15 protein-coding genes are annotated in these 17,755 nt (G+C 61.1%); 8 read left to right on the forward strand and 7 right to left on the reverse strand.

Annotated elements, in window-relative coordinates:
- Positions 1–152: 152 nt before the first annotated feature.
- Positions 153–1,157 (forward strand): dienelactone hydrolase, encoded by a 1,005-nt coding sequence (locus tag ABI171_RS17005; protein ID WP_348093716.1) that lies wholly within the window; start codon positions 153–155, stop codon positions 1,155–1,157.
- A 53-nt stretch (positions 1,158–1,210) separates the two neighbouring features.
- Here the strand turns inward: ABI171_RS17005 and pcaD are convergent, their stop codons facing one another.
- The 4 genes from pcaD to pcaH are packed head-to-tail and all read right to left on the reverse strand — an operon-like array spanning position 1,211 to position 5,148.
- Positions 1,211–2,473: a 3-oxoadipate enol-lactonase gene (gene pcaD / locus ABI171_RS17010; RefSeq protein WP_348093717.1), complete on the reverse strand. Its 1,263-nt coding sequence runs from the start codon at positions 2,471–2,473 to the stop codon at positions 1,211–1,213.
- Positions 2,470–3,903, reverse strand: a complete 1,434-nt coding sequence (gene pcaB / locus ABI171_RS17015) for a 3-carboxy-cis,cis-muconate cycloisomerase (RefSeq protein ID WP_348093718.1) — start codon at positions 3,901–3,903, stop codon at positions 2,470–2,472. Before pcaB ends, pcaD begins: the two co-directional genes overlap by 4 nt.
- Before the next feature lie 21 nt (positions 3,904–3,924).
- A complete protein-coding gene (locus tag ABI171_RS17020; protein WP_348093719.1) occupies positions 3,925–4,443 on the reverse strand; it encodes a protocatechuate 3,4-dioxygenase in 519 nt (172 codons plus the stop codon).
- 12 nt (positions 4,444–4,455) lie between these two features.
- Positions 4,456–5,148: a protocatechuate 3,4-dioxygenase subunit beta gene (pcaH, locus tag ABI171_RS17025; RefSeq protein ID WP_348093720.1), complete on the reverse strand. Its 693-nt coding sequence runs from the start codon at positions 5,146–5,148 to the stop codon at positions 4,456–4,458.
- 221 nt (positions 5,149–5,369) lie between these two features.
- On the opposite strand from pcaH, the gene ABI171_RS17030 reads away from it, so the two are divergent.
- Entirely contained in the window at positions 5,370–6,140 is a 771-nt protein-coding gene (locus ABI171_RS17030) for an IclR family transcriptional regulator C-terminal domain-containing protein (protein WP_348093721.1), read from the forward strand.
- Between the two features lie 17 nt (positions 6,141–6,157).
- On the opposite strand, the gene ABI171_RS17035 is transcribed toward ABI171_RS17030, so the two are convergent.
- Both ABI171_RS17035 and ABI171_RS17040 read right to left on the reverse strand, forming a co-directional pair.
- Positions 6,158–6,871, reverse strand: coding sequence for a response regulator (locus ABI171_RS17035; protein ID WP_348093722.1), 714 nt, complete (start codon positions 6,869–6,871; stop codon positions 6,158–6,160).
- Between the two features lie 9 nt (positions 6,872–6,880).
- Positions 6,881–8,287, reverse strand: coding sequence for an ATP-binding protein (locus tag ABI171_RS17040; protein WP_348093723.1), 1,407 nt, complete (start codon positions 8,285–8,287; stop codon positions 6,881–6,883).
- A 189-nt stretch (positions 8,288–8,476) separates the two neighbouring features.
- Between ABI171_RS17040 and ABI171_RS17045 the strand changes: the two genes are divergently transcribed.
- The 6 genes from ABI171_RS17045 to ABI171_RS17070 all read left to right on the forward strand — a co-directional run bounded on the left by ABI171_RS17045 (position 8,477) and on the right by ABI171_RS17070 (position 16,324).
- Entirely contained in the window at positions 8,477–9,652 is a 1,176-nt protein-coding gene (locus ABI171_RS17045; RefSeq protein WP_348093724.1) for an efflux RND transporter periplasmic adaptor subunit, read from the forward strand.
- An 11-nt stretch (positions 9,653–9,663) separates the two neighbouring features.
- A complete protein-coding gene (locus tag ABI171_RS17050; RefSeq protein ID WP_348093725.1) occupies positions 9,664–12,810 on the forward strand; it encodes an efflux RND transporter permease subunit in 3,147 nt (1,048 codons plus the stop codon).
- On the forward strand, positions 12,807–14,204 hold the full coding sequence (locus ABI171_RS17055; protein WP_348093726.1) for an efflux transporter outer membrane subunit: 1,398 nt from the start codon (positions 12,807–12,809) through the stop codon (positions 14,202–14,204). Before ABI171_RS17050 ends, ABI171_RS17055 begins: the two co-directional genes overlap by 4 nt.
- Positions 14,205–14,361: 157 nt before the next feature.
- Positions 14,362–14,661: a 4a-hydroxytetrahydrobiopterin dehydratase gene (locus ABI171_RS17060; protein WP_348093727.1), complete on the forward strand. Its 300-nt coding sequence runs from the start codon at positions 14,362–14,364 to the stop codon at positions 14,659–14,661.
- 11 nt (positions 14,662–14,672) lie between these two features.
- Positions 14,673–15,443, forward strand: a complete 771-nt coding sequence (locus ABI171_RS17065; RefSeq protein ID WP_348093728.1) for an SDR family oxidoreductase — start codon at positions 14,673–14,675, stop codon at positions 15,441–15,443.
- Positions 15,444–15,526: 83 nt separating this feature from the next.
- The gene (locus ABI171_RS17070; RefSeq protein ID WP_348093729.1) at positions 15,527–16,324 is read left to right on the forward strand and encodes a DUF1223 domain-containing protein; all 798 of its coding nucleotides are present in this window, start codon (positions 15,527–15,529) and stop codon (positions 16,322–16,324) included.
- Between the two features lie 34 nt (positions 16,325–16,358).
- On the opposite strand, the gene ABI171_RS17075 is transcribed toward ABI171_RS17070, so the two are convergent.
- Complete coding sequence (locus ABI171_RS17075) at positions 16,359–17,714, reverse strand: amidase (protein ID WP_348093730.1); 1,356 nt, start codon at positions 17,712–17,714, stop codon at positions 16,359–16,361.
- Positions 17,715–17,755: the final 41 nt, after the last annotated feature.

Raw genomic sequence — 17,755 nt, forward strand, 5'->3', positions numbered from 1 at the left:
GTTGATCTTTCGGCGGCAGAGATCAAGTGCTCCGATGGAGGATTTTCTCATGCAGAAGAGCAATCCCAGTCAGGTACTTGACCGGACTAGCTCATACAATCGCCCTCATGCCCGGCTGCCGGGCCGTTTGACCTATTTCCATTGGAGACGATATGCGTTATGTACGTGCAGCGATGTTGGTATTGGTGGCGTTATGCAGCGTCTGGATGCAGGAGGCGCGCGCCGGCGCCGCACTGGCGAATGTCGGCATGATCACACTTACCACTACCGGTGATTATGCGGTGCCGGTCGCCATCTGGTACCCGACCAGCGCCGAGCAGGTCGAATGGCATGCCGGACCCTATCTGATCCATGCCACGCGCGATGCGCCGATAACCTCGGGGTTGCATCCGCTGATCATCCTGTCGCACGGCAGCGGCGGCGGCGAGTTCGGCCATGCGGATCTGGCCGAAACCCTGGCCAGGCATGGTTACATCGTCGCCACGCCACGCCATCTCGGCGATAGTTTCGACCAGCCACAGGGGCGCGGCAGCGACCTCCAGGTCATCGGCCGGCCGTGGCAAGTGGTGGCCACGCTCGACACCGTGCTGGCCGACCAGCGTCTCGCCCCGGCGATCGACGCCAAGCGTATCGGCATGGCCGGCTTTTCCGCCGGCGCTTACACTACCATGGTCATGGCCGGGGCCAAGCCGGACTTTTCCCTGTATGCCGCCTATTGCACGGCCCATGGCGATGACAGCGAGGTGTGTTCTGCCGGCGCGCAATCGCGCCAGCGGATTACCCGCCCGGGTTGGAAGGTGCCGGACGATAAGCGTATCCGCGCCGCAGTGGCCATGGCGCCGTTCAGCATCATGTTCGACGCCAAGAGCGTGGCCGATGTCACTATTCCGCTACGTATCTATAAAGCCAGCAACGACCAGGTCCTGCGTAACCAATGGAACACCGATCATCTGCTGAGCCTGCTGCCGGCTAGCGTCGAGCGCGGCGAACTGCCTGGCGGCCACTATGTCTTTCTTGCGCCCTGTAGCGCGGCCTTGCAGGCTGCCGTGCCGTTGATATGCAATGACCCGCCAGGCGTGGACAGAGCCGCATTGCATGCCAAACTAAATGCGGAAATCGTCGATTTTTTCGATCATAAGCTTCCGCCCGCTAACTAATTAACTAACTAACAGGCTAACCAAGAGGCTGACTGGCAGTATCGGCGCGATATTTACAATGCCAGCAGAAAATGCGTGACGGCGTCGGCAAACGCCTGCGGCTGCTCGACTGCGCTCAAATGAGATGCATTTTTGAGCACCGTCAGCTGCGCTTGCGGAATATTATCTGCCAGCGTCTGCGCCATGGCCAGCGGCGTACCCTGGTCCAGTTCGCCGGCGATGACCAGCGTCGGCACCTTGATTTGCTGCAGGCGTTCGGTAGTTTCCACCATGCCGACCGCATGGCAGCAGCCGATGTAGCCGTCGACGTCCGTACTGACCAGGCGTTGCCTGAAGCGCGCCACGGTGGCCGCCTGCGACGTGCGGAAGGTAGCGTGGAAATAACGCGCCATGACGGCATCGGCAATCGCTTCCATGCCATGTTCCCGCACCGTCGCAATGCGTTGCTGCCAGACCGTCCGTACTGTTTCGGGATAGCAGGAAGTGGTGTTGGCCAGCACCAGCGCGCCGACCAGCGCAGGATGACGCAGCGCCAGTTCCTGGCCAACCATGCCGCCCATCGACAAGCCGATCCACACCACCGGTCCGCTATCCAGCTCGCGCAACAGGCGCGCCGCATCGTCGGCCAGATCGGCGATGCCATACAAGGCAGCGGGGGCGTCGGAGCTGCCGTGACCGCGCTGGTCATAGGCGATCACGCGGCAATCACCTGCTAGCTGGTTGGCAAGGCTGTCCCACATGCTGAGGTCGCAGCCGAGCGCATGGCTGAGTACGATAGTATGGCGCGGGGCCTTGCCGTTGCGCGGCGTGCGCACGGTATAGTGCAAAGACGGCTTGCCTGCGCTGCGGGCTTGCCGGCCGATACCGGGATGACTGCTGGCGGCCGGCGCCGCGGGTATCGGCGCATAACCGATTTGCGTGCCGATCTCTGACAGGATTTTTTGCGCATGGCTAAAAGCAGTATTGGCCGCCGGGACGCCGGCATAGATCGCTGCTTGCATCAGCACCTCTTTCAACTCATCCGGCGTCAGACGGTTACCGGCATCGCCGAGCAAGGCTGCGCGCGCATGCAGTTCGAATTCCTCCCAGCGGCCAAGGGTGATGGTGGTGGCCAGCACGATGATGCGGCGATTCTTTTGGTCAAGGCCGGGGCGGCCCCAGATATCGTTCCAGGCGAAGCGGGTAATCAGGTTCTGGAAATCCGCATTGAACCCGGTGGCGTTGGCGAGTGAGCGGTCAACCCAGGCGTCGCCGAGTATCTGGCGGCGATTCACCAGGCCGCGTTCAAAATCATGGTCGATCGGGTCGTAGCTCATTGAGAAGTCTCAGCGTTGGAAGCAGCGGTGGAAAAGCAGGGATCCTCGGCGCGCAGTTGCAGCGCGGCGGCGGCATGGTGCAAGTCATGTAATTGTCGACGCGCCAGGCGCTCGGCGGCTGCAGTGGCTGCAACCGGATCGAACAGCGTTGACAGGCCAGTCAGATCGATCTTGTCGCGCAGATCGGGGCTGTTCTTGACGGCTGCGATCGTCAGCGTTGCCAGGTCCTGGTCGCCGGTAACCACTTGCTGCGTCAATTCTTCCATCAACGCGTGCGCTTGCGGCCGGCCGATCGCAGAAGCCAGATAGGCAGCGACGGCCTCGGCAAAGATCAAGCCGTGCAAACCGTTGATATTGTCCAGCATGCGGGCGCTGTCCACCTGCAAGCCGGCCATGGCTTCGTCCAACGCACCCAAGGCGCCGTCGGCGCTCAGGAACAGCGTCGGCCATTCCGCCAGTTCGGCTTGCCAGTTGCCGAGTCCGCGCTCATGTTGGTGGCCCATGCTCGCCAGCAGGGCCGCTGCGTGTTGCGGCGTGCGAGTGGCGGCGGCCAAGGCGATCATGGCCGATACCGGATTGCGCTTGTGCGGCATCGCCGACGAGCCGCCGCGGCCGTTGCCGGACGGTTCCGCCAACTCGCCGATCTCGCCTTGCGCCATCAGGCTGAGGTCAGTGGCGATCTTGCCCAGGCTGCCGGCCAGTACCGCAACTTCCAGGCCCAGCCTGATCCATTCATCGCGCTGGGTGTGCCAGGCGCCGTGCTCCACGGCCTCAAGTCCCAGGTCTTGCGCCACCCTGTGCGCTACCGCCGTTCCTTGCTCACCCATCACCGCCAGGGTGCCGACAGCGCCGCCCAGTTGCAGACGTAGCGCGCGCGCGGCGACGGCGCGCAATTGCAGGCGCGAGCGCAATAACGGCGCAGTCCAGTTCAGCAGCTTGAACCCGAAACTGGTGACCTGCGCCGGTTGCATCAAAGTGCGCGCCAACACCGGCGTCGCCAGATGCTCGCCGGCCAGATGCAACAATCGAGTGATCAAGCTCTGCAAACGTTGGTCCAGCAATGCCAGCGCCTTGCGCGTGACCAGCACCATGGCCGTGTCGATCACGTCCTGGCTAGTGCTGCCCCAGTGGACGTAGTTGGCGGATTCCGGATTGAAGAGGGCAACCGTTTTGGTGAGTTCCTTGACCAGGGGGATCGCCAGGCTACCCGCGCGGCGGCTGGCGTTGATTAGCACCGCCATGTCGTACAGTTGCGCATTGCAGACGCTGGCGATGGCGCGCGCGGCGCTTTCGGGAATCATGCCTTCCGCGGCCTGGGCGCGCGCCAGCGCTTCTTCAAAGCGAAACATGCCTTGCACGATTTCGGCGTCCTCGAAGACAGCGATCATCTCTGGCGTGGTCAGGAACCTGTCGAAAATCGAAACGCTCACGGGAGCTCCCTTGTTGTGCGCTCAAGCATAGTCGAAGAACACGGTTTCCTGCTCGCCTTGCATCTGGATATCCCAGCGATACCTGCCTTGCGCCTGTTTGCGCGCGATCAGCGTGTGGCGGCGTTCGGCGGGGACTTGCAGCAGGATCTCGGATTGCGTCAGGCCGGAATCGTCTTGCAGGAACACGGCGCAGAACTGGTGCCTGGTAAGGCCGCGCGCGAACACGGTGACGAACATTACCGGCTTGCCGTTGATGGCGGCAGTGGGTAAAGAGACTTCGAGGCTGAATCCGCCATCGTCAGCGCTGGGCACACGGCGGAAGCCAGGAATCGCTTGCGCCTGTTCCGTGCTTACGGCGTCCGGCAGCCAGGCTTCGATGATGGCGTCGTTGATGGGGATGCCGTCGCCATCGTAGATGGCGCCGCTGACGACGATGGTCGCCGCACTGCTGCGCAAGGTGGCGGTGGCGTCAAACGCCCAGCGCCAGGCCTCATGCGAAAACGGGCCGATGGTTTGCGATGTGGTGACAGGACTGCTCATGATTGTTTCTCCTCAAAGGCCCGTGGGTGTGGCGTTACGGCCGCGCAGGACGATGTCGAATTCGTAGCCCAGCATCTGGTCGCCGACGGTCTGTTCCATGCTGAAGCGCGCGATCAGGCGCTGGCGCGCAGCCAGGTCGGGAATACTCTGGAAGATCGGATCGTAATCGAACAAGGGATCGCTCGGAAAATACATCTGGGTCACCAGGCGTTGCGCATAAACATTGCCGAACAGGGAAAAATGGATATGCGCGGGCCGCCAGGCCTTTTCGTGGTTGCCCCAGGGATAAGGGCCGGGCTTGATGGTGATGAAACGGTAGCGGCCATCGTCGCCGGTCAGCATTTTGCCGAGGCCGAAGAAGTTCGGATCGAGCGGCGCATCGTGCTGGTCGCGCTTGTGCCGGTAGCGCCCGGCGGCGTTGCATTGCCAGACTTCCAGCAGCGAATTGCGCACCGGCCGACCGTCTTCATCGAGCACGCGGCCGCTGACCACGATCTTCTCGCCCAGCGGCTGGCCCTGGCCTTGCGCGCTTAGATCCATATCGTGCGGCAGCAGCAGGCCGGCGTCGGCCGCCAGATTGGTTAGCACGGCGTCGGCAGCGTGGATGCGTAGCGCCGGGTGAGTCGGGCCGCGTTTGACGGTGGAGCGGTAGGGCGGGTAAATCAGATCCGGATAGACTCCGCTGGCGATGATGTCGAATTTCACGAAAGCATTCCTTGTCGGTTGGCGGTGCAATTGTGCGTTATTCGCGCAACTGCCCGTTTCATTAGTTGGTGTGGCCATGATAAGTAATCAAAAAAGAGCGAACAAGCAGCCGAATGTCGGGTGTAATCGCATAGCGCCCTTATTGTGCGATAATCGCCCAAAATACCCTTTTATTCTTACAACCTACCTTGGTCTTGTTGGATATGCCTTCCGAAACCGACATGCCAGAGGCCGAAGGGCCATTGAAACGCGACATGATCGCCGGCCTGGAAAAGGGCTTGCAGGTGATCGAAGCGTTCGATCAGGAACGCGCGCGGCTGACCATCAGCGAAGTCGCGCAGCGCACCGGCCTGACCCGCGCCGCCGCGCGCCGTTATCTGATCACCTTGGCGCACCTGGGTTACATCCGCCACGAGCAAAAACTGTTTTCGCTGACGCCAAAGGTGTTGCGCCTGGGGCAGTCGTATCTGCATTCGGCGCGTTTGCCGCGCATTGTCCAACCCTTGCTATATCGCCTGGCCTACTCGCTGGAAGAAGCGGCTTCCGCCGGCGTGCTGGATCATGACGAACTGGTGTGCGTGGCGGCGGTGAGCGCCGGGCGGGTAGTGTCGGCGACCTTGCAGCCGGGAACCCGGGTGCCGGCGTTTTGCACCGCCAACGGCCGGGTGTTGCTGGCCAGCCTGCCGCAGCAGGAAATCGACGCCTTGCTGGCGCGTTTGCAACCAGAGCAGATTACCTCCTTCACCATCGTCAACAAGGAAAGGTTGTTGCTGGAAGTGGCGCGCACCCGTGCCCAGGGTTATGCGATTGTCGACCAGGAACTGGAGCTGGGTCTGCGCACAATCGCCGTGCCGCTGCGTAATTTCCGTGGCGATACCGTGGCGGCAATGAATATCAGCGTGCACGCGGCGCGCATCCCGGTCGAGGAAATCGTCGAGCGTTGCCTGCCGGCGTTGCTGAAGGCGCAGGTTGAACTGGCGGCGCTGCTATAGCTCGTGCGCGAGGGTGCTCACGCGCTTGCCATGATTTCGAATTTGTAACCGACGCCGTAGATGGCGTGAATGACATTGCTGCCATCAAAAAAAGGTGCGAGCTTGCGCCGCAGATTCTTGATGTGACTATCGATGGCGCGATCGGTGACGCTGCGTAAATCGTCGTGCAATTTATCCAGTAGCTGATCACGCGAAAATACCCGGCCGGGTGCGGCTGCCAATACTTTCAACAGACGATATTCTTGCGGGGTCAGATTCAATGTGACGCCATCGATGCTGGCGCAATGCAATTCTTCGTTGATTTGCAGGGTCAGTGGCGACGTACTCGCGCCGCGCCGGCGGCGCAGCATCGCCTTTACCCGCGCCACGATCTCGCGCGGACTGAACGGCGTCTTGCAGATATAGTCGTCGGCGCCCAGTTCCAGACCCTGCAGGCGGTCTTCTTCGCCGATGCGGGCGCTCAGCATGAGAATCGGCACATCGCTGAATTCTCTCAATGCGCGGCAAATCTGCCAGCCATCGCAACCTGGCAGCATGATGTCCAGCAAGATCAGGTCCGGCATCTTGCTGCGCACTTGCGGTAACGCCTGGTTGCCGTCGCTGATCCAGCGCGATTCGTAACCCGCGGCGGTCAGGTAGGTTTGCAGCAGTTTGGCCATCTTCGGCTCGTCTTCGACGATCAGGATGTCGGCGGTGGCCGGTGCGGAAAATGTGAAATTGTCAGTCGGCATGGCAGATACTCAGACCAGGCTGGCGGGCAGCCAGAGGTTGAGACGCAGGCCGCCGAGAGCGGAGTCCTCGGCGCTGATTCCGCCCTCATGCGCGTCGACGATATGCTGGCATATCGCCAGCCCGAGCCCGGCGCCGCCCTTGGCCCGGTTGCGCGACGGATCGGCGCGGAAAAAGCGTTCAAACAGGCGCGGCAGCGCTTCCGGCGTGGTGCCGGGGGCGCTGTCGTCGAATTGCAGCAGCCAGCGCTGCTGTTCGCGCCGGCCGCTGATCCGCAGCGCGCCGCCGCTGTCGGTGTAGCGCAAGGTGTTTTCCAGGATATTCTTGAACAATTGCTGCAAGCGGCCAGCGTCGGCGTGCACCAGCATCGCTTGTTGCGGCAGGTCGAGCGTCACGCTCAAGCCGTGTTCACGGTAGGTTTCTTCGTAGGATTGCAAGCTGTCGCGTAGCAGCGAGCCGATATCGACATCGGCCTTGCGGTAAGTCATGGCGCCGACATCGGTCAGCGATAGTTCATACAGGTCGTTGACCAGTTTATTCAGCGTCGCCACTTCCATCTGCAGCGATTTGACGGTATCCATGTCGGCTTCCAGCAAACCGTCTTCGATGGCTTCCAGCTGGCCGTTCAGAATTCCCAGCGGGGTGCGCAATTCGTGCGATACATCGGCCATGAAATCGCGCCGCATCTTTTCATTGCGCTCCAGCGTCAATGCCAGCTGATTGAAATCGGCGGAGAGGCGGCCGACTTCATCCTGTGTCGCTACCGCAACCCGTGTCGCGTAATCGCCGCCGGCCAGCCGGTGCGTGGCGTGCGTCAGCCGTGTCAGCGGCGCCAGCAGGACGTTGGCGATCTTGATGGCGATGAAGGCCGCGAACAGCAGCGATACCAGGCCTATCAGCAGGTGGGCGAGCAACTGGTTTTGCTGGAAGCGCTGGTCGATGACGGCGATGACGCTCTCGAACGGGGTCAGCGCCACCCAGCCGATGATGACACCGTCGCGCATCAACGGGCGCAGCAAGGCATCGGATTTCATGCCGCGAAAGCCGATCACGAATTTACGCTCTGCATCGAGCAGGGTGAAGCGCAGGTGGGCGCCGGTCAGGTCGGAACCCGATGGCGTATAGCTGGCGGAGCTATCCGCATCGAGTTCGGGGCGGGTGGTTTTCAGCAAAAAATACCATGCGCCAGGGTTCTTTTTCATAAATTCCCAGTTGCCGTGGTCGCGATAGTTTTCCTCAAGATGGGGAATCAGGTCTTCCATGCGCTGTTGCGCCTGTTCATTCAGGTAACCGAGGAAGTCGTGGGTAAAGCTGAGGCGCGCAACCACGCTCATCGCCAGAATAACGGCAAGCGCCATGCCGAGCATGGCGTAAAACAATTTGAGTCTGATGCTGGTTCCTGGCAGGAAATGGCGCACGGCAGGGTCCTTGAAGGCAAGTCGTTGTGCCGGCTAGGGTAGCAAGGAAGTCCGATCTTGGGAAGATTTGGCGGATTGCCTGCTTCTTCAATATTCCTCCACATTTTGTTTTTACCATGGCAGTTCCTACTAATTCGACGATAAACGCCGCACCGCATGCAAGCTGACGGAGCGCGGTTATCCACTGCCATGATACAAAAAAAATCGTTACTCAAGCCAAGTCTGGTACTGATTCTGGCGACTTCGTTGCTTGGCGCCTGTTCAAAATCCGCCGATGCGCCGACATCAAAAGTCGCCGCTGAAGTCGGCTATATGACGGTGCAGCCGGAATCGCAATCGGTATCGACCGAATTGCCAGGCCGGACCGTGGCTTACCTGAGTGCCGATATCCGGCCGCAGATCAGCGGCATCATCCAGCGCCGGCTGTTCACGGAAGGCGCCAATGTCAAGCAAGGGCAGGCGTTGTACCAGATCGATCCGGCCACCTACCAGGCCGCACTGGACAGCGCCAAGGCCTCGCTGGCGAAGGCAGAGGCGACGCTGCGCGCCTCCAGACTGCGCGCCGGGCGCTACAACGAGTTGAATCAGATCGATGCGGTCAGCAAGCAGGATAATGATGATGCCCAAAGCACATTGAGCGAAAACCAGGCGGCGCTCGAAGTGGCGCGCGCGGCATTGAAGACGGCGGCGATCAATCTCGACTTCACCCGTATCACCGCGCCGATTGCGGGCCGTATCGAAACCTCGACCGTGACGCCCGGCGCCCTGGTTGTGGCGCAGCAGAGCGTGGCGTTGACAACGGTGCAGAAGATAGATCCGATCTATGTCGATGTGACGCAATCCAGCATCGATCTGTTGCGCATGCGGCGCGAACTGGCAAGCGGCAAGATCAAGGCGGTCGGCCGCGACGAAGCCCCGGTCAGGCTGATGCTGGAAGACGGCAGCGTCTATGGCAACGAAGGCAAGCTCAAGTTCAGCGGCTTGAACGTCAATACCGGCACCGGCATGATTACCCTGCGGGCCGAATTTCCTAATCCTGACAACATGCTGTTGCCGGGGATGTATGTCCGGGCGCAGCTGGATGAAGCGGTTGACGACCAGGCAATTCTGGTGCCGCAAAAAACCGTCTCCCGCGATGCGACCGGCAGCGCCACGGCAATGATCCTGAACGACGCCGGCAAGGTCGAGCAGCGCGCGCTGAAGATTGTGCGCGCGGTTGGCAACCGCTGGTGGATCGGCGGCGGCTTGCAGACCGGCGACAAGGTGATCGTCGACGGCCTGCAAAGAATCAAGGCAGGTGACAGCGTGCGCGCAGTCGATATGAGCGCGACAGTCTCCAACACCGCGCAGATCAGCGCGCGCTGAGGGCCGATACCATGGCGCATTTTTTCATCAACAGACCCATTTTTGCCTGGGTCCTGGCCATCGTCATCATGCTTGGGGGCGCAATCTCGATCATGTCGCTGTCGCTGGAGCAGTATCCCGACATCGCTCCGCCGAAAGTGAATATCCGGGCAAACTATGTCGGCGCTTCGGCGAAGACGCTGGAAGATTCAGTCACGCAAGTGATCGAACAGCAAATGAAAGGTCTCGACAACCTGGAATACATGTCGGCTTCCAGCAGTTCCGCGGGCCGCACCGGCATCACCCTGAATTTCAAGGCCGGCACCAACCCCGACATCGCGCAGATGCAGGTGCAGAACAAGCTGCAGCAAGCCAGCTCGCGTCTGCCGCAGGCGGTGCAAAGCACCGGAGTCACTGTGACCAAGGCCGCCAGCGATACCTTGATGATCGTGTCGCTGGTGTCCGATGATCCCAAGGTGACGGGCGTCGACATCGGTGATTTCATCAGCAGCACGTTGACAGACCAGATCAGCCGGGTCGAGGGCGTCGGCGATGTGACCGCCTATGGCACCAACTACGCGATGCGGATCTGGCTCGACCCCGGCAAGTTGCAAAAATACGCGCTGATGCCGTCCGATATCAGCCGTGCACTGGAAGCGCAGAACGCTGAAATTTCGGCCGGCCAGCTGGGCAGCCTGCCAGCCATGCCCGGTCAGCAATTGAACGCCACCATTACCGCCCGCAGCAAGCTGAGCACGGTGGAGGAGTTCCGCAAGATCGTTGTCAAGGCGTCCAGCGATAGCGCGGTGGTCCGGTTGCAGGATGTGGCGCGCGTCGAGCTCGGCGCGGAAAGCTACGATGTCAAGGCGCAGCAGAACGGTCGTCATTCTGCCGCATTGGCGGTGCAACTGGGATCGGGTGCAAATGCGCTGGCGACCTCAAAGGCGGTGCTGGCCAAGATGAAGGAACTGGAGCCGTATTTCCCGCCTTCGCTCAAACTCAAGAGCACCGTCAGTTACGATACCACGCCGTTCGTCCGCGTATCGATTGAAGAAGTGGTAAAGACGCTGCTCGAGGCCATGGTGCTGGTGGTCTTGATCATGTACCTGTTCCTGCAGAACGTGCGCGCAACCTTCATCCCGGCGATCACGGTGCCGGTGGTCTTGCTCGGGACTTTCGGCGTGCTCTCCCTGTTTGGCTATTCGATCAATACCCTGACCATGTTCGGCATGGTGCTGGCGATTGGCTTGCTGGTCGACGACGCCATCGTGGTGGTGGAAAATGTCGAGCGGCTGATGGCTGAGCAGCGTCTTAGCGCGAAGGAGGCGACCCGTAAAGCCATGTCTGAAGTGAGCGGTGCGCTGGTCGGCATCGCGCTGGTGCTGTCGGGCGTATTTATTCCGATGGCGTTCTTCGGCGGCTCGACCGGGGTGATTTATCGTCAGTTCTCTATCACCATTGTGTCCGCCATGAGCTTATCGGTGCTGGTGGCGTTGACGCTGACGCCGGCCCTGTGCGCCACCATGCTCAAGCCGCACGCGGCAGGGCAGGGTCTGGCGCAGCAAAAGGGTTTCTTCGGCTGGTTCAACCGGGCTTTTGAACGCAATGCGCTGCGCTATCAGTCGGGCGTCGCCGGCGTGCTGGCGCGCGGCCGCCGTAATATGCTGCTGTACGCGCTGATTGTCGGCGTCATGGCGGTATGCCTGATGCGCCTACCCACCTCCTTTTTGCCGGACGAAGACCAGGGCGTGCTGAATGCGCAGATCCAGCTGCCGGTGGGAGCAACCGAGGAACAGACGACTCAGGTCATGCGCACGGTGCAGCAGTATTTCCTGAAGCAGCCGGAAGTCATCGATGCCTTGTTGTCGATTACCGGCTCCGGTGCTGGCGGCAATAGCCAGAACGGCGGCCGCGCATTCATCAAATTGCAGGACTGGAGCAAGCGCACTGATAAATCGCAAGGAGCGGCGGCGATTGCCAGGAGGGCCAACCAGGATCTGGCGAAGATCCGCGACGCCAGGATTTTCGTGACCTTGCCGCCTGCGGTGCGCGGCATGGGCCAGAGTTCCGGATTCGATGTGCAGCTGAAAGATGTCGGCGGCGTCGGGCACGAGGCCTTGGTGAAGGCGCGCGACCAGTTCATTGCCTTGGCCGCTAACAATTCCAGGCTGGCCAACGTGCGCACCACCGGGCTGGACGATACGCCGCAGTTCCGGGTCGAGATCGACGATAGCAAGGCCGGCGCCTTCAGCTTGAGCACGGCGGATATCAATTCCACCATGTCGACTGCAATGGGCGGCAGTTACGTCAACGACTTCCTCAACAACGGCCGCGTCAAGAGAGTCTATGTGCAAGGCGATGCCGCGTTCCGCATGCAGAGCGACAACCTGAATCAATGGCACGTCCGCAATGCTGTCGGCCAGATGGTGCCATTTTCCGCATTTACCAGTTCTGCCTGGACCTTTGGACCGTCTCTGCTGGAGCGCTACAACGGTGTGTCGTCGTTTGAAATCGTCGGCGAACCAGCCGCCGGCGTCAGTTCAGGCGTGGCGATGCAAGAGGTAGAACAGATCATGGCGCAGATGCCGGCCGGGATCGGCTATGAGTGGACCGGCCAATCCTATCAAGAACGTTTGTCGGGTTCGCAGGCGCCTTTGCTGTATGCGGTATCCATCCTGTTTGTGTTCCTCTGCCTGGCGGCGCTCTATGAAAGCTGGTCGGTGCCGTTCTCGGTGATCCTGATCGTACCGCTGGGTATTGTCGGAACCGTGTTGCTGACCTCGGCCAGCGGCCTGTCCAATGATGTCTATTTCCAGGTTGGCTTGCTGACCACGGTTGGCCTGTCCTGCAAGAACGCGATCCTGATTGTCGAGTTTGCCAAGCAACTGCGCGAATCGGGCAAGTCGCTGCTGGAATCCACCCTGGAGGCGGTGCATCTGCGGCTGCGGCCGATATTGATGACCTCGCTGGCCTTCATGTTCGGCGTGCTGCCGCTGGCGCTGGCCAGCGGCGCCGGATCGGCCAGCCGGCGCGCCATCGGTACCGGCGTGCTGGGGGGCACGATTTCGGCAACGCTGCTGGGGATTTTCTTCACGCCGCTATTCTATTATCTGATCGGCCGGTTGATGCAAGGACGCAAATCCGCAATCACGTCGGTGACACAACAGGACGGTGCATGATGCGCAATACATGGTTCATATCCGGCATGGCAATCCTGTTGGGCGGCTGCGTCAACCTGGCGCCCGATTATGTGCGGCCTGCGGCACCAGTGCCGGCTGCCTGGTCCGCCGCCTCGTCGCAGGGAACCACGCAGCAGGACGCCGGCGCCATCGACTGGCGCAGTTTTTTCATGGATGCCCGTTTGCGTGAAGTCATCGGATTGACGCTGGCGAATAACCGCGACCTGCGGGTGGCGGTGCTGAATATCGAGAAGGCGCGCGCGCAATACCGTATCCAGGACGCCGACAGTTATCCTTCGCTCGATATGACTGCCGCCGGCAGCGTTGCACGCAGCCCCGCCGCCGGCGCGGCTGCCGTCATCAGCCGCAGGCAGAGCGTGCAACTGGGATTTAGCAGCTACGAACTGGATTTTTTCGGACGCCTGAAAAATCTCAGCGAGGCGGCGTTGGCTGGCTATCAGTACAATATCGAGACACAGCGTAGCGTACAGATCAGCCTGGTGGCAGAGGTTGCCGGCATCTGGCTGACGCTGGCGGCCGACAGCGAACGCCTGCAACTGGCGCAGAGTACGCTGAAAAGCCAGCAGATTTCCTATGCGTTGAGTCAACGCAGTCACCAGATCGGCGCGATCTCCGGCCTCGACCTGTCGACGGCCCAGGCCAGCGTCGAAGCGGCACAGGTGGATATTGGCAATTACATCAGCCGCTTGCAGCAAGACGCCAATGCGCTCAACCTGCTGGCTGGCGTTGCCGTTCCGGCCGCTTTGCTGCCAGATAGCATTCCCGCCAGCGCTGCGCTGCTTTTGCCTGTCAAGGGCGGTTTGTCTTCCGACCTGTTGCTACGGCGCCCCGATGTACTGGCTGCGGAACAGGTCCTGATTGCCGCCAACGCCGATATCGGCGCCGCGCGTGCGGCATTCTTCCCGAGCATTACGCTGACCGCGCAAGGCGGCAGCGTCAGCAGTAGCCTGGGCGGCTTGTTCAAGGCAGGCAGCGGCGCCTGGAGTTTCCTGCCGTCGATCGATGTGCCGATTTTCAACGCCGGACGCAATCGCGCCAGCCTCGATGCCGCCAAGATCAGCAAGGACATCAATATCGCCAATTATGAAAAAGCCATCCAGACCGCCTTCAGGGAAGTCGCCGACGCATTGGCCGAAAGAGCCACGCTGGACCAGCGTCTGGGGGCACAGCAACGCCTGACCGGCGCCACCGCAAAAAGCTATCGTTTGTCCGAGGCGCGCTACCGTAGCGGCATCGACAGTTATCTCAATTCACTGGTGGCCGAACGCAGCTGGTATGGCGCTCGCCAAAACCTGATTTCTTTGCACTTGATCGATCAGGCCAACAGGATCGCGCTGTACAAGGCGATGGGAGGTGGATGGAATGGCAATTGAATCGCCGCGGATTTGCCAGGGGAACCGTCGCTTCGGAATTTGTCTATCGGACAAGGTATTACGCTTGCGGCGGCATGAGATAAGCCGTTCAAAGTATCTTTTTCTCGCTTGATGGCTTCCGGCTATAAAATGATGGTTTTCTTGAATGGAATCTGTCATGCCACACTCTACCCACATCGGCGCCGCCGCCGCCATCCAAGGTTTGCCAGGCTGGACTGCGGTTGAAGGCCGCGATGCGATTCAAAAGACTTTCCTGTTTGCCGATTTCAACGCCGCTTTCGGTTTCATGACCCGGGTCGCTTTGCTGGCGGACAAAATGGATCATCATCCCGAATGGTCGAATGTCTATAACCGCGTGGTCGTGCTGCTGACCACGCATGACGCCAACGGCGTCACCGACCTCGATGTCCGCCTGGCCACCTTCATGGATGGCGCCGGCGCCGCCGTCAAGAATTGAAGCAGACCGGGATGAACCAGCCTGTCGCCCTGATCACCGGCGCCGCCAAACGGGTAGGGCGGGTGATCGCCGAACGCTTCGCCGCCGCCGGCTACGCCGTGGTGGTGCACTATGGCGGCTCGCAGCAGGAAGCACTGGAGACGGTACGGGCGATTGAAGCCGGCGGCGTCACCGCCGTCGCGCATCAGGCCGACTTGCAGTCGCCGCCGCAATTGACGGCGATGGTGGCGGCCGCCTATGACCGCTTCGGGCGGCTGGATGTGCTGGTCAATTGCGCGGCGATTTTTTTCCCGGATACGCTGGCGGATTTTACGCTCGATGACCTGGAGCGTTCCTGGCAAGTCAATTGCCGCGCGCCTTTGCTGCTGACCCAGGCCTTTCATCGGCAAGCCGGTCAGCGCGGCCGGCAAGGCGTGGTGATTAATGTCGTCGACCAGAAGGTGCGCGCGAATTTTCATCCTGAAGATTTCAGCTATACGGTGGCCAAGGCGGCGCTCGGTAACCTGACGGCGATGCTGGCGATGTCGGCCGCTCCGGTGCTGCGGGTGAATGCGCTGTATCCCGGTTTGATGACGCCCAGCGGCGATCAGACCCAGGCGGATTTCGAGTATTCCTCGGCACGCTCGACGCCGCTCGGCTATATCGCGCCGACCAAGGAAATTGCAGATGCCATTTTGTTGTTGACCAGGCAATCCTTTAACGGCGCCGAATTCACTGTCGATGCGGGGCAAAATCTGGTGCGGGTGGACAAGGATGTCATCAATCTCTATCGGGCGCCATAGGCTGACAGGACTGAATTCGGCGGCTGTGTAAGGAAGTGAGCTGCGGTACGACCAAGCTTTACATGACCAGCCAGGAGTTTCAGATGCCTATCTTTATCAAGCTTGCAACCCCCTTTGTGCTGAGCGCGCTTGCGTTCGGTATGTCAACCGGCGCCGGCGCCGTCGAATACGCGGCGCAGAGCCCGGCCAACCGGGTGGCGCTGGTTGAGCTGTACTCCAGCGAAGGCTGCAACAGCTGCCCGCCGGCGGATCAGTGGCTATCCAGGCTTGGCGCCGAGGCCAAGCCGGATCGCGTGGTGCCGCTGGCCTTGCATGTCGACTATTGGGATAACCTGGGATGGAAGGATCGCTTTGGGGATCATCGCTTCACCGTGCGGCAGCAGGAACTGGCGGCGTATACCAATAACAAGGTGGTCTATACACCGGAAATTTTTGCCGGCGGCCGCGAATTGCGGCGCTGGAGTTCCGCCGGCGCTTTCGATGCCGCCATCGACAAGATCAATGCGCAGCCGTCGCCGGCCGATATCGCGATCAAACTGTCGGGCAGCGCGGCGCGCAATTTCGATCTCTCCGCCAGCGTCAAATTGCGCCAGGACTCGAAAGACCCCTATAACGCCTATGTCGCGCTCTACGAAAACAAACTGGTGTCGAATGTGGCCGCCGGCGAAAACGGCGGCGTGACCTTGCATCATGATTATGTGGTGCGGCGCTGGCTGGGACCGTTCGCGCTCAAGAACGGCGTGGCGCAGATTAACGAAAAGATCGCCCTCGACAGCATCGCCAAGGATCTCCGTGCCGACCACTTCGGCATCGTTGCGTTCGTGCAGAATGCAAGCAGCGGGGAAGTGCTGCAAGTGGCCAGGCTGCCGGTAGATCATTGAAAAAATGCAAATCGGCGCGGCGCAAGAAGCCAAACTACCTATGCAAAGCCGCTTCTACCGCCAGGCCGATTTCCAGGATTTTCCGGTCCTGGCCGGCGACCCCGGTCAGCATCAATCCAACCGGTGCGTCACCAGCAGCATGGCAAGGCAGCGACAGCGCACAGCCATCCAGGAAGTTGATCAGTGAAGGATTACGCAAGATCATGCCGTTGGCGGCAAAATACGCTTCATCGCTGGCTTCCAGTTCGGCAATCGCCGGCGCCACGATTGGCACGGTGGGCATGATCAGGGCATCGTAGCGCGCGACGCGCTGTTCGACTGCGGCGATCCATTGCTTGCGCGCGGCGATCAGGTCGATCAGGTCCGCTGCGCTGATTTCCTTGCCGCGCAAGATGCGCGAAATCACGCGTGGATCGTAGGCGGCGGCGCGCGCGGCGATCAGGGGGCGATGCCATGCATAGGCTTCGGCAGCGGTAAAGCCGCCTTTGGCATTGATCGCAGCAGCGCTGGAAAATTCCGGAATCTCTATCTCTTCGATCAGTGCGCCGGCAGCTTGCAATCGTGTGCGGGCGCGGGTAAACGCCGCCGCCACCTGATTGTCCATCCCGTCCAGCACCAGTGTGGTCGGCATACCGAGGCGCAGTCCGCGCAATGGGAAAGGCATCAGCACCGGTATTGGCTCGCCAGCGAGGACCGCATCAAGCACTACGCAACAGCTCACACTGGTTGCGATCGGGCCAATCGAATCCAGTTGCGGCGAGAGCGGCAGCACGCCTTCGAGCGAGACGCGGCGCGCGGTCGGCTTGAAGCCGGTCAGGCCGCACAATGCCGCCGGGATGCGCACCGAGCCACCGGTATCGGAGCCGATGCTTGCCACTGCCATGCCGTCGCTGACCGAGACTGCCGCGCCGGAGGATGAGCCGCCTGGTATCCGTCCGTTGGCCCGGTCCCAGGGATTGCGCGGCGTACCGTAATGCGGATTGATGCCGAGTCCGGAATAGGCGAATTCGGTCATGTTGGTGTGGCCAACAATGACCGCGCCGGCCGCAACCAGGCGCTGTACCACGACCGCACTCACGCTGGCGGGTGCGGCGCCGTTCAACGCGACTGAACCCGCACGCGTGGCGCTGCCGGCGACATCCAGCAAATCCTTGACCGAAATCGGCAAGCCGTCGATCGGCGAGCGCACCTGGCCGCTGGCGCGCAACAGGTCGGAGGCCTGCGCCGCCGCACGCGCCGGCGCGGCGTAAATTTCGGTGAATACGCGGTGGCCTTCGCCGGCCGGATCCAGCGCACGCGCCAGCGCCGCTTCGGTCAGCTCGGCCGAGCTGACGCTATTCTGGCGCAGCGCTGCGGATAAAGAGTGCAAGGTGGGCAGCTTGGTAGTCATAGGTTCTCGCAAGTCGGATGAAAACAGGCAGGAGCGCTGCG

Origin of the sequence: Collimonas sp. (assembly GCF_039923675.1) — a bacterium.
Taxonomy (GTDB): domain Bacteria; phylum Pseudomonadota; class Gammaproteobacteria; order Burkholderiales; family Burkholderiaceae_D; genus Collimonas.

Bases quoted from the DNA above. Each gene is read 5' to 3' on its own strand.
- ABI171_RS17005 (WP_348093716.1), top strand. From the start codon at position 153: ATGCGTTATGTACGTGCAGCGATGTTGGTATTGGTGGCGTTATGCAGC.
- pcaD (WP_348093717.1), bottom strand. From the start codon at position 2,473: ATGAGCTACGACCCGATCGACCATGATTTTGAACGCGGCCTGGTGAAT.
- ABI171_RS17020 (WP_348093719.1), bottom strand. From the start codon at position 4,443: ATGAGCAGTCCTGTCACCACATCGCAAACCATCGGCCCGTTTTCGCAT.
- ABI171_RS17030 (WP_348093721.1), top strand. From the start codon at position 5,370: ATGCCAGAGGCCGAAGGGCCATTGAAACGCGACATGATCGCCGGCCTG.
- ABI171_RS17035 (WP_348093722.1), bottom strand. From the start codon at position 6,871: ATGCCGACTGACAATTTCACATTTTCCGCACCGGCCACCGCCGACATC.
- ABI171_RS17045 (WP_348093724.1), top strand. From the start codon at position 8,477: ATGATACAAAAAAAATCGTTACTCAAGCCAAGTCTGGTACTGATTCTG.
- ABI171_RS17050 (WP_348093725.1), top strand. From the start codon at position 9,664: ATGGCGCATTTTTTCATCAACAGACCCATTTTTGCCTGGGTCCTGGCC.
- ABI171_RS17055 (WP_348093726.1), top strand. From the start codon at position 12,807: ATGATGCGCAATACATGGTTCATATCCGGCATGGCAATCCTGTTGGGC.
- ABI171_RS17060 (WP_348093727.1), top strand. From the start codon at position 14,362: ATGCCACACTCTACCCACATCGGCGCCGCCGCCGCCATCCAAGGTTTG.
- ABI171_RS17065 (WP_348093728.1), top strand. From the start codon at position 14,673: ATGAACCAGCCTGTCGCCCTGATCACCGGCGCCGCCAAACGGGTAGGG.
- ABI171_RS17070 (WP_348093729.1), top strand. From the start codon at position 15,527: ATGCCTATCTTTATCAAGCTTGCAACCCCCTTTGTGCTGAGCGCGCTT.
- ABI171_RS17075 (WP_348093730.1), bottom strand. From the start codon at position 17,714: ATGACTACCAAGCTGCCCACCTTGCACTCTTTATCCGCAGCGCTGCGC.